Origin of the sequence: Staphylococcus sp. HMSC072E01, assembly GCF_001814125.1 — a bacterium.
Lineage (GTDB): Bacteria > Bacillota > Bacilli > Staphylococcales > Staphylococcaceae > Staphylococcus > Staphylococcus hominis.
The window spans coordinates 379,318-391,315 of record NZ_KV814962.1 but is presented as its reverse complement, the minus strand read 5'-3'; the positions used below and the strand labels follow the sequence as shown (position 1 = coordinate 391,315).

8 protein-coding genes are annotated in these 11,998 nt (G+C 31.3%); 3 read left to right on the top strand and 5 right to left on the bottom strand.

Annotation, left to right across the window (positions count from 1 at the left end; all coding sequences use genetic code 11):
• Positions 1-81 precede the first annotated feature (81 nt).
• On the top strand, positions 82-4,125 hold the full coding sequence (locus HMPREF2953_RS03860; RefSeq protein WP_070671907.1) for a glucosaminidase domain-containing protein: 4,044 nt from the start codon (positions 82-84) through the stop codon (positions 4,123-4,125).
• A 176-nt stretch (positions 4,126-4,301) separates the two neighbouring features.
• Here the strand turns inward: HMPREF2953_RS03860 and HMPREF2953_RS03855 are convergent, their stop codons facing one another.
• Entirely contained in the window at positions 4,302-4,721 is a 420-nt protein-coding gene (locus tag HMPREF2953_RS03855; protein ID WP_002448073.1) for a MarR family transcriptional regulator, read from the bottom strand.
• 268 nt (positions 4,722-4,989) lie between these two features.
• On the opposite strand from HMPREF2953_RS03855, the gene HMPREF2953_RS03850 reads away from it, so the two are divergent.
• Positions 4,990-6,165 carry an aminotransferase class I/II-fold pyridoxal phosphate-dependent enzyme gene (locus HMPREF2953_RS03850; protein WP_070671905.1) on the top strand — a complete coding sequence of 392 codons (1,176 nt, stop codon included), beginning with the start codon at positions 4,990-4,992 and terminating at the stop codon, positions 6,163-6,165.
• 50 nt (positions 6,166-6,215) lie between these two features.
• Here the strand turns inward: HMPREF2953_RS03850 and menB are convergent, their stop codons facing one another.
• Genes menB through HMPREF2953_RS03830 form a run of 4 tightly spaced genes read right to left on the bottom strand, consistent with a single transcriptional unit; the run spans position 6,216 to position 10,844 of the window.
• The gene (gene menB, locus HMPREF2953_RS03845) at positions 6,216-7,034 is read right to left on the bottom strand and encodes a 1,4-dihydroxy-2-naphthoyl-CoA synthase (RefSeq protein WP_002448062.1); all 819 of its coding nucleotides are present in this window, start codon (positions 7,032-7,034) and stop codon (positions 6,216-6,218) included.
• Positions 7,027-7,830 carry a 2-succinyl-6-hydroxy-2,4-cyclohexadiene-1-carboxylate synthase gene (gene menH / locus HMPREF2953_RS03840; protein WP_070671902.1) on the bottom strand — a complete coding sequence of 268 codons (804 nt, stop codon included), beginning with the start codon at positions 7,828-7,830 and terminating at the stop codon, positions 7,027-7,029. Before menH ends, menB begins: the two co-directional genes overlap by 8 nt.
• Complete coding sequence (gene menD, locus HMPREF2953_RS03835) at positions 7,817-9,487, bottom strand: 2-succinyl-5-enolpyruvyl-6-hydroxy-3-cyclohexene-1-carboxylic-acid synthase (protein ID WP_049335363.1); 1,671 nt, start codon at positions 9,485-9,487, stop codon at positions 7,817-7,819. The genes menH and menD overlap by 14 nt, the downstream gene beginning before the upstream one ends.
• Positions 9,477-10,844, bottom strand: a complete 1,368-nt coding sequence (locus HMPREF2953_RS03830; protein ID WP_070671900.1) for an isochorismate synthase — start codon at positions 10,842-10,844, stop codon at positions 9,477-9,479. Before HMPREF2953_RS03830 ends, menD begins: the two co-directional genes overlap by 11 nt.
• Before the next feature lie 181 nt (positions 10,845-11,025).
• Between HMPREF2953_RS03830 and HMPREF2953_RS03825 the strand changes: the two genes are divergently transcribed.
• Positions 11,026-11,964 (top strand): 1,4-dihydroxy-2-naphthoate polyprenyltransferase, encoded by a 939-nt coding sequence (locus tag HMPREF2953_RS03825; protein ID WP_070671898.1) that lies wholly within the window; start codon positions 11,026-11,028, stop codon positions 11,962-11,964.
• Positions 11,965-11,998 lie beyond the last annotated feature (34 nt).

Genomic DNA, 11,998 nt, shown 5'->3' with positions numbered 1-11,998 from the left:
TTTACAAATGAGTTAAAAATAATTACTCTTACTTTTCTTGACGTTATAATAAAAAAGTAAATTAAAAAAGGAGCAACTATTATGTCGAAAAAATTTAGCTTTAAATTCCCATCAATGATCGCCCTTACTTTATTTGGTGCAGCATTTACTACACATCATGCTGAAGCCTCTGAAAACAAACAAAACGCTGCTAATAATGTAATCGATGATCAACAAAATATTGAAAATGCCAATGTAGCTAAACATCAAGTCAGTAATGCAGCACAAAATATTTCTGGCGTGCAAACTTACCAAGACCCTACATTAGTAAAATCAAATACTACTGATAATACATATAATACATACACATATGATGCAAAATTAGATAACTTAAATCAATCAGCGTCATCTCAAAATAACTCAACGCGTTCTAATACTAATGATACAGTTAAAAACAGTGATACAATATCAAATTATCAATCTGATAATACAAAACATAATAATAATGAAGTAGCTACTACCTCTACTACTTCAACTGATTCAACTAAATTAGTTACATCAGAAGATTCTAATCATAATTTAAATTCAAATCATGTAACTACTGAAACACCATCAACTCATAATGAAAGTGCTCAGGTTTCAAATACACAAAAGTTAAATACAGATGAGCCTAAAACAACATTAAATAACGTAGAAAGTCAAAACAATAGCATATCAAAAGCGCAATTAAGCACTACTGTCGTTAATAATCAGCAACAAAAAGTAGAAGATAATGCTACAACGACAAATAATGACAATAATAAAGTATCATTATCTTCTACTACAGAAAGTGACAGTACGTCTAAAAATTTATCAAATACATCAAATAACACTACAGTTAACAATGAAGATACTACTCTTAAAAAGAATAATACTCAAACTTCACCAATGCATAATACTTTAAAAGTACGTGCATACAGTACAGCTTTAAATAACACTCATGTTAATAATAAAGCTACAACTTCAACTCAATCAAATGATGCATCTGTCTCTGACTCTACATCATCAGTTCATAAAGGTATTGGTGGAAAAGGTGGTCCAGCTACAGTAAGTACATATTCAACTACGTCTTCACTACCAAAATATGTACCGCAAGTTAAATCTTCAATTAATAATTATATTCGCACAAATAATTTGAAAGCGCCTTCGATTGAAGAACATTATACATCTTACTTCCCTAAATATGGATATCGAAATGGAGTTGGAAAACCTGAAGGCATCGTCGTGCATGATACTGCAAATGACAATTCAACGATTGAAGGCGAAATTAATTATATGAGAAATAATTATACAAATGCGTTTGTACATGCATTTGTAGATGGAAACCGTATTATTGAAACTGCTCCTACTGATTATTTATCTTGGGGAGCTGGACCATATGGAAATAATCGTTTTATTAATGTTGAAATAGTTCATACACATGATTATGCTTCATTCGCACGTTCAATGAATAACTATGCAGATTACGCTGCTACACAATTACAATATTATGGATTAAAACCAGATAGTGCTGAATATGATGCTAAAGGAACAGTATGGACTCATTATGCTATTAGTCGTTATCTTGGAGGTACAGATCACGCTGATCCACATGCCTACTTGAGTAATCATAATTATAGTTATGATGAATTATATGATTTAATTAACGAAAAATATTTAATTAAAATGGGCAAAGTTGCACCATGGGGTACAACATCTACAAATAATTCAACTCCTACTACTAAACCAAGTATAAATAATAAAAAATTAACAGTAACATCTAATAATGGCTTAGCTCAAATTAAATCAGATAATAGTGGTCTTTATACTACTGTATATGATTCTAAGGGAAAAACGACGAATCAGGTTCATAATACTTTAGCAGTTACAAAATCTGCACAGCTTGGTAAAGACAAATATTACCTAGTATCCGATTATAATAGTGGAAAATTATATGGATGGGTTAAACAAAATGAAACGATTTATAATACTATTACTCCTAAAGCGAAAGTAAATAAATCTTACACTATTAAACCTGGAACGACACTATACACTGTTCCATGGGGTAATTATAATCAAATTGCTGGAACAGTATCTAAATCAAATCAATCGCCATTTAAAGCGAGTGCATCACAACAAGTAGGTAAATCAACATATGTATATGGTTCAGTAAATGGTTTAACTGGTTGGGTAAGTAAATATTATTTAAATGATATTCAAAACAAAGCGGATACAACTAATGTACTTAATGTTTCTCAATTAAATAATACTTTAGGACAAGTAGCTAAAAAAAATAATGGTGCTTACACAACAGTATATGACTCATCTGGAAAAATAAATCCTTCTATTAACGGTAATACTTATCGTGTAACTAAAAAAGCGACATTAAATAACAAAAACTTTTATTTGATTTCTGACTTTAATGGTAATCAATCACACGGTTGGATTCCTTCATCAGAAATTAATATTCAAACTACAATACCTATAAATGATGGTATTAAAAATTACAATATCAAAGGAAATAGTAATATATATGAAACACCTTGGGGCAGTTCGTCTCAAATTAAAGCAACAGTTCCTTCAAAGGGAGATGTTCTAAAATCGATAGACGCTTTAAAAGTAGGCTCAAATACGTATCTTCACGGTGTTATCAATAATGTTTGGGGCTGGATTTTATCAGACGATGTTCAAACTGTAAAAACGAGTCAAAAAACAAGTAGTGTTCAAACTGTTTCAAAAATTGCTCAAGTAAATTCAACCAATGATGGTATACGTTCAAGTATTTACGATGCAAGTGGTAAGCATGCAAAACAATATGCTAACAAAACATATGTTGTAACTAAAGAAAAAAAATTAGATGATCATACATATGTTTTATTATCTAGTACTTCTGGAAATACCCCATTAGGTTGGTATAATGTTAAAGACTTAAATATTAAAAATTTAGATGAAGAACAAAAAGTGAAAGGTACTTATACTGTCAACCAAAATAATAATGGCTTATATACGATTGCTTGGGGCACTAATCAACAACGATTAGATAAAAACAACATTGCTAATCAAACTTTCAAAGCTTCTAAATCGACAATTGTTGATGGTAAAACGTATTTATACGGTACAGTTAATAATCAAACAGGTTGGATTGCATTAAAAGATTTAACAGACGCTTCATCTTTTGATACAACAGAAGACTATAACGATGATTTAGTTATAACTAATGGTAATAGTTTTTACTATGACGACCCTACTTCAGCTAAAGCGTACTCACTCAAGCCATTTAATGAACAAATTTTTCAAGTTACAAAACGAAAAGTAGTAAATGGTATCACTTGGTATTATGGTAAATTAAGTAATGGTAAATCAGTATGGATTAAGAAAAGCGATTTACAACAACAATTAGTTAAACTATCTAAAAACTATAGAACACTTGATGAGGTCACTAAAATTCAACAAAATGTTTACGGTGCACCACCCCAAGTTCAACGTAATAATAGCGGTTGGTCAAATGCAACGTATAGTGAAATTAAAAATGCGATGAACGCGAAAACACTTGCAAAACATCCAGCTTTAAAATATCAATTTTTACGTTTAGATCGTCCACAATTATTATCTGTAGATCGTTTAAATCGTTTACTTAAAGGTAAGGGAATGTTAGAAAACCAAGGTCAAGCATTTGCTAATGCTGCAAAATTGACAGGTGTTAATGAAATTTACTTAATTGCTCATGCCTTACTTGAAACGGGTAATGGCCAATCTAAACTTGCTAAAGGTGCAAATTTGGTTAATAATCAAGTCGTTTCTAATTCCCCTATTAAATATTATAATGTATATGGTATTGGAGCTTATGATTATGCACCACTTGTAAATGGAATTAAATACGCAAAACAATCTGGCTGGAATAGTATTTCTAAAGCTATTATTGATGGAGCTAAATTTATTGCTCAAGATTATATTAAATCTGGTCAAAATACACTTTATAAAATGCGTTGGAATCCTGATCAACCTGGTACACATCAATATGCTACTGATATTAATTGGGCAAATTTGAATGCTAAAAGTTTAAAATACTTATATGATCAAATTAATTCAGTTGGTAAATATTTTGAAATACCAGTATTTAATCAATAATAATACTTGGGAGTGAAACTGAATTCAGTTTCAATTCAGTTATCGCCTGCCCATACGTAAAAGAATCTGAGACACTTATTTCTGTCTCAGATTCTTTTTTGCTCTAAATTTTATATTTAATACAAACACCCATCTTATTGTGCTATGTTATAAAAAACAATAAGATGGGTGCTATGTTAGATATAAAGATGACGACTATTAAGTTTATTTAAAAGATGATTCAAATTATTAATTTCCTCTTCTGTTAAACATTGACATCTCGCTTCGATTAATTCACATCTTGCTATATTGATTTGTTTAATTAAATCTCTAGCTTCAGTTGTTAAACATAAATCCTTACAACGTAAATCTTCATGTGACTGTTGACTTGTAATATAACCTTTATGAACTAATTTCTTTATCCAACGAGATACAATGGATTGCTCTCTACTAATTTTCATTGTTAAATCATATTGTGATAATCGATCATAGTTATAAAGAATTCTTAATAATTCCAGTTGGTCATTTGTTATATCAGTCCGTTGGCCAAAGCGTCTATTTACTAAATTAAGATCATTATTTGTTAGGGTAATAAGTTTTTCTAGTTGATTATACATAGCTGTTCTACTCCACTCTAGTAATTGTTTATATTATAAAGTTAATTTTATAATTAGACAATACTATTCAATAAATTGACTAAATTCATTTTAATAATATGGTATTATCTATTCATTATACACGATTTCTAATTTTTCTATTTAAATTAAGAGAAAGTGAGATTTTATTAATTAAATATTATAAATAAAAATATGATATGATAATTATATTCTATTTCAAAGTAATGAGGTCATAATACTTTGAATGATTATATTTAGAGGTGTAAATATGAAATTAACTTTAAATTCAAATTCTAAGTTTTTAAGAGCGCCAAGTATCCGACAGTTTTCAAGTCGAATAAAAAATATTGACGACTGCGTTAATTTAACTATTGGCCAACCTGATTTTCCAATGCCTGATGTGGTTAAGCAAGCATATATTAATGCAATAAGCGAAGATAAAACAAGTTATTCACATAACAAAGGTCTTACTGAAACGCGTCAAGCGATTAGTCAATATTTTAAACGTAGATATGGATTTCTTTATAGCGAAGAAGAAATTATTGTTACAAATGGTGCAAGTGAAGCGTTAGATACATCGCTAAGAAGTATAATCGAACCTGGAGATGAAATTTTAATCCCTGGTCCTATTTATGCTGGATATATCCCATTAGTTGAAACTTTAGGTGGTAAACCTATTTATATTGATACCACACATTCTGACTTTAAGGTCACACCTGAGCTAATTGAAGCTTACTTTACTGATCAAACTAAAGCAATTTTATTAAATTATCCTACTAATCCAACTGGTGTTATATTAGAGCGCTCAGAAGTTGAAGCCCTTGTACATTATTTAAAAACTAAAGAAATATTTATTATCAGTGATGAAATCTACGCTGAAAATACGTTTACAGGAACACATACTTCTTTTGCAGAATATGAAGAGATACGTGATCAACTATTACTCATTGGTGGCTTAAGTAAATCGCATTCAGCTACAGGCATCCGTATCGGTTTTTTAATCGGTCCTGAATATTTAATTGAAAAATTAACTTTCATGCATGCATATAATTGTATTTGTGCTAATGTTCCTGCTCAAATTGCTTGTATCGCTGCATTAAATGAGGGTTTAGAAGCACCAAAATATATGAACGAAGCTTATATTGAACGACGTGATTATTTAAAAGCTAAATTGTTATCGCTAGGATTCGAACTTGAAGCTCAACCTGAAGGTGCATTTTATATTTTCCCAAGTATTAAACGATTTACTAATAATGATTTTGACTTTTGTGTCAATGTACTGGAAGAAGCACATGTTGCGATGGTTCCAGGATCTTCTTTCACAGACATAGGAAAAGGTTATATTCGTATTTCTTATGCTTATGAAATGAACGTCTTAAAAGAAGGTATGCTCCGTTTAGAATTATATTTAAAAGAACACTATCCTAATGTGTTAGATCATTAAAAAAACGCAAGATTGACTAAGTCAATGTTGCGTTTTTTTATTACTATTGTTTATGGGAATTTAGGGAATTGATCAAAATCAGGATCGCGTTTTTCTTTAAATGCGTCACGACCTTCTTTTGCTTCATCAGTAGTGTAATACAGTAATGTAGCATCTCCAGCCATTTGTTGTAAACCAGCTAAACCATCTGTATCTGCATTCATTGCAGCTTTTAAGAAACGTAATGCTGTTGGTGAATGTTTCATAATATCTTTACACCAAGCAACTGTTTCATCTTCTACTTTATCTAAAGGTACTACAGTATTAACTAAGCCCATTTCTAATGCCTCTTGAGCATTGTATTGACGACATAAGTACCAAATTTCACGTGCTTTTTTGTGGCCTACGATACGAGCTAAGTATCCTGAACCATAACCAGCATCAAATGACCCTACTTTAGGTCCAGTTTGACCAAAGATTGCATTATCTGCAGCAATTGTTAAGTCACATACTACATTTAATACGTTACCTCCACCAATTGCATAACCTCTAACCATTGCAATAACTGGTTTAGGAATGACACGAATTAAACGTTGTAAATCCAATACATTTAAACGAGGAATTTGGTCTTCACCAACATAACCACCATGTCCACGTTTCTTTTGATCTCCGCCTGAACAAAACGCTTTATCGCCTTCACCTGTTAAGATAATAACAGAAACATTTTGATCATCACGTGCTCTAGTAAATGCATCAATCATTTCAGCTACTGTTTTAGGTGTAAATGCATTACGTACTTCTGGACGGTTAATTGTTACTTTTGCAATTCCTTCGAAGAATTCATATTTAATTTCATCATATTCTTTTAGTGTTTCCCACTGTCTAGTCATTTTGCTCCTCCTTTAAAAAACCTAATACTATTGTATCAAATTCCGCTTCATCTTCCACATGAATTGTATGACCTACATTTTTAAAAATATGAATTTGATAGTTTTTAATTTCTTGTGCCATTTTTTTAGCAGTATTAACGAATTTTTCATCTAATTCTCCTGCTAGAATAAAACAATCACTTTTTATATACTTAATATCTCCCCATAAATTAGGCATATGTCCAGTCCCATAATCTCTTAAAGCTTTCGCTAACTTATTAGGATTCTGCGCAAGTCGCATACGACGCATTGACTGTTTTTTATTATCATCTAATAGATATTGTGTTTGAAATAAAGGGAGTTTTTCCCAATCATTTACAAATACTTCAATTCCAGCTATTTCTAATACACGTCCACGTGCTTGATCGATAGCCTGTCTTTCTTTACGTAAGGCTTCGTCAGCAATGCCTGGTGATGTACTTTCTAATATTAATTGTTTGATTTCATATTGACCATGTATTGCATAGTAGAGTGCTACGCGCCCACCCATTGAATAGCCTAATAAACTAAATTTATATTTCTCAAATTGAGATAAAACTCGATTTATTTGTTCTGTTATATACGGAAAGTCCCAAATTTGATCTGTAGGTGAGTCATCTTTGCCATGTCCAGGTAAATCAATAGTTAAAATATTACATTGAGTACGAAACGCCTCTATATGATTCATATAAGTTTGACTATCACTAATAAAACCATGAAGTAAAATTAATAATTGATTGCTTGGATGATCAGATTTATAAAAATTATAATGTAACATTTAAGATCTCACTCAATTTCTTATATAAAAGTTGATGTTGTTCTAAGTTATCTTCACGATTTGTAAGAATTTCGTATATATATGAATTCATAGTTGAAAAGGATACTTGAGAAAAATCGGTAATATTATCTAAACGTTTAAATGAAAAGTCATATAACATGGCAGTGTACTCAAAATTTAGTCCAGTTGGTGTACCAAATAGACGTTCAAAGTATTGCTCTGCTGCTGTTTTTTGAGGTAAATAAGAAAATATACCGCCACCATCGTTGTTAAGTATAACAACATTAATATGAATATCGTTTAATTTAGCCATTAATAATCCATTCATATCATGATAAAAAGCTAAATCTCCAATCAGTAATGTCACCCTTTTATGTACTGCCATACCTAAAGCAGTAGAAATAACGCCATCAATACCATTTGCACCTCGATTAGCATACACTTCTACTTCACTATCAAATAATAAATTATCTACATCACGAATAGGCATACTATTACTTACAAATAATGCATCATCTTTAGTGAGTTTTTGAATCAGTGTACTTACAAATGCTGATTCATCGGTCGCTTGAGATATATGTTGAGTGATTGCTTTACGAGATTGTGCTTCTATAGACTGCCAACGTTCAATCCAATCCTTACGGTTTACTGTTGGTTCATTCACTAAACTTCTGAAGAAATCATTTGCTGATATTTCATATGAGATGTGTGGCGGTGTTGGAAATACATCAATTTTATCATTATTTTGAACTAATATTTGAAATGCATTTGTGCGTGTAAGCCATTGATTTAATTTTTTAGAAATAACTGGTTTACCTACACGTATAATAAAATCAGCATCAATATTTAAATGAGAACGGTATAATAAATCATATGTTGTAATAACATTAGGATGGTTAAACTTACGTAATTGACTAAGTGGATCTGCAAGAATTGGTAAGTCATGAATTGTAGCGTAAGTTAAAATTTGATCGACTGCTTGGTGCTGCATGTCCCCTACAATAATCAGGCCTTTCTTATCTTTTAATACATTTTTTATATCTTGTATATCTATATTTTTTTGATAATGAGGCAATATTTTATGCTCAGATTTTAAATTCTCAGTCATTTCAAGATCTGGTGTTAACGGTTCTCTAAATGGCAAATTAAAATGTATTGGACCACGATGTGGGCCATATAAATATTGACTTGCAATTTGCATTTGATAATTAATAGTATTCAGCATTTCTTGACTGCCATCAGCTACAGGCATATCAAATTGGAAGTTAATATAATTTGCAAACATATTGACTTGGTTAATCGCTTGTGGTGCACCTACACTTCTAAGTTCATGTGGACGGTCGCTAGTCAATACTATAAGCGGTATACGGCTGATTTGACTTTCAGCTATAGCTGGCGTGTAATTAGCAGCCGCTGTTCCAGAAGTACATAAAATCGCAACTGGGCGTTCGCTCCCTTTAATTAATCCTAAGGCAAAAAAAGCTGCGCTACGTTCATCAGGATGTATCCAAGTTTTAATATTTGGATGCGCTTCAAATGCAATCGCTAAAGGAGTCGAACGTGAACCCGGACTAATAACGACTTCTCGCACACCATAGGCATATAACTCTGATGCAAATGTATAAACTTGTTTAGTTAAAGCTTCTTTATGATTCATTCTTATTCACTACTCCTAAAGCATTCATCATTGGTGAAAATTTCACCGACGTTTCTTCAACTTCACTTTCAGCATTAGAATCTTTTACAATACCACAACCTGCAAACAAAGTAGTTTGATTTTGTTTAATTAACATAGAACGAATAGCCACAATAAATTCACAATCATCATCTACGTCAATATATCCAACTGGAGACCCATATAATCCTCGTGTACCAAATTCATTTTTTTCAATATAGTCAACTGCTTCTTTCTTAGGATAACCCCCTAAGGCAGGTGTAGGATGCAACTCATCAATTAAACTAATATACGAATGATTCAATAATGTTCCTTTTATTTCAGTATACAAATGATACATATGATCGTTTTTTAAAATATTAGGTTTTTGATTGTACTCTACATTTTCTACATAAGGCTTAATATCATTTAAAATGCTTCTAACGACAAATTGATGTTCACCTAGATTTTTACTGTCTTGTAAAAATGCTTGAATATTTTTTTCATCTTTTTCAGCATCTTGTGTTCGAGGAATTGTTCCTGCTACAGCCTTCGTAGATAATACACCGTCCTCAACTTTTAATAATTGTTCTGGTGTTTGAGAAAAGAATACAGATTGGTTAGACTCTAGGATAAATAAGTAACTATTTTTCTCATTGTTTAACGCACGATTAAGTACATAAGGAATACTAATTGGCTTATCAAACTTAATTAAGCGACGTCTCGCAAGTACTACTTTTTTATCTTTATCAAGTTGTTCAATCGTATGACTTACAAGATCTTTCCATTCATCAACATAAATATCTTCCATGCGTGTTACATTGCCTAAAGCTGTCTCTCGTTCTGTCGTATCAACTTGAGCATTTTCGAAATAATTAATTATTTGATTTAATTTTTCCATTTCAAATTGGGCTTTTTCAACTGTATATGTCAAAATGGTTTGATTGTTAACTGAAGAAATAAGTACTTCAGGTACCACAAAATGATTAATCCCAAATTCACGCCACTCATCATCAGATTTATGATTTGAAAATTGGAATCCCCCTACTATTTTAAGGTGATGCTTTTGCGTATTAACATGAATTAGTTCTACATCATTTTTAAATTTTTCCCATTCCCGAAAGACAGATTGTTTATTTTCAAAGTTATTCTTAAACCTTTGAATTGCATGATAGCCGAAAAATGAAGACATATTATCGTTTAATCGCAAATAAAATCGATCTCCAGCTTGTTTTTCAGTTAAATTAAATAATTCACTTGGTGTTAAAGATTTATTTAACACGACTTCAACAGAAACCCAGTTTTTATTGCTTTCATATATAGATTCCAAAATTTTGTCTTCCATTAGGTTAGCAGCCATTCATTTCACTTCTTTCATTATCTTTTTTTTACTCATTAAAATATTGTAACATTTTTCGTTATTCATCGTATTATAATTGCTTAATCAATTTAGAGAAATATTTCACGTTGATTGACCTTTCTTACCTATTCCTTTAAAATACATATGTTAAAACTTTATATTATAAGAGGTAGATGACATTATGGTAGATCAATATCAACAATATTCAACTGTTAGAAAATATTGGCATTTAATGAGACCTCATACTTTAACCGCGTCTATTGTCCCTGTATTAGTAGGAACAGCGACAGCTAAACTTTTCTTACTGGGCAGTCAAGATCATATTAAATTCAGCCTATTTTTAGCAATGTTAATCGCATGTCTTTTAATTCAAGCAGCGACTAATATGTTTAATGAATATTATGATTTTAAAAAAGGATTAGACGATCATACATCTGTAGGTATCGGTGGCGCGATTGTTCGAAATGGTATGAGTCCAAAACTTGTCATGAATCTAGCAATTGCTTTTTATATTATTGCCGCTTTACTTGGTATATATCTAGCTGCTAATAGTTCATTTTGGATTATTCCAGTTGGTATTGTATGTATGGCAATTGGTTATTTATATACTGGTGGACCTATTCCTATTTCATGGACGCCATTTGGTGAATTATTCTCCGGATTATTTATGGGTATGATTATCATTTTACTTGCATTCTTTATTCAAACAGGCAATGTCAATGGTTTTGTTGTTTGGATTAGCTTACCTATTGTCATTACAATCGGGTTAATTAATATGGCTAATAACATTCGTGACCGTGTTAAAGATAAAGCAAGTGGTCGTAAAACCTTACCTAATTTATTAGGTAAAAAAGCTTCTATTACGTTTATGGCAGCAATGTATATCTTAGCTTACTTAATCGTAGTATTTACTGCTTTATTCAAATCAGGCGGCTCATTATTCTACTTGTTAGTATTATTCTCATTCCCAATGCCAATCAAAGCAATTCGTCGTTTTAATAAAAATGATACACCAGCAAGCATGATGCCAGCGATGGCAGCGACTGGCAAAACGAATACAGTCTTTGGTATTTTGTACGCTTTAGGTATTTATATCAGCGCACTTTTAGGTGGAATCTAATTTGTTTTAACTAGCATTGTGTTTTAACAATGCT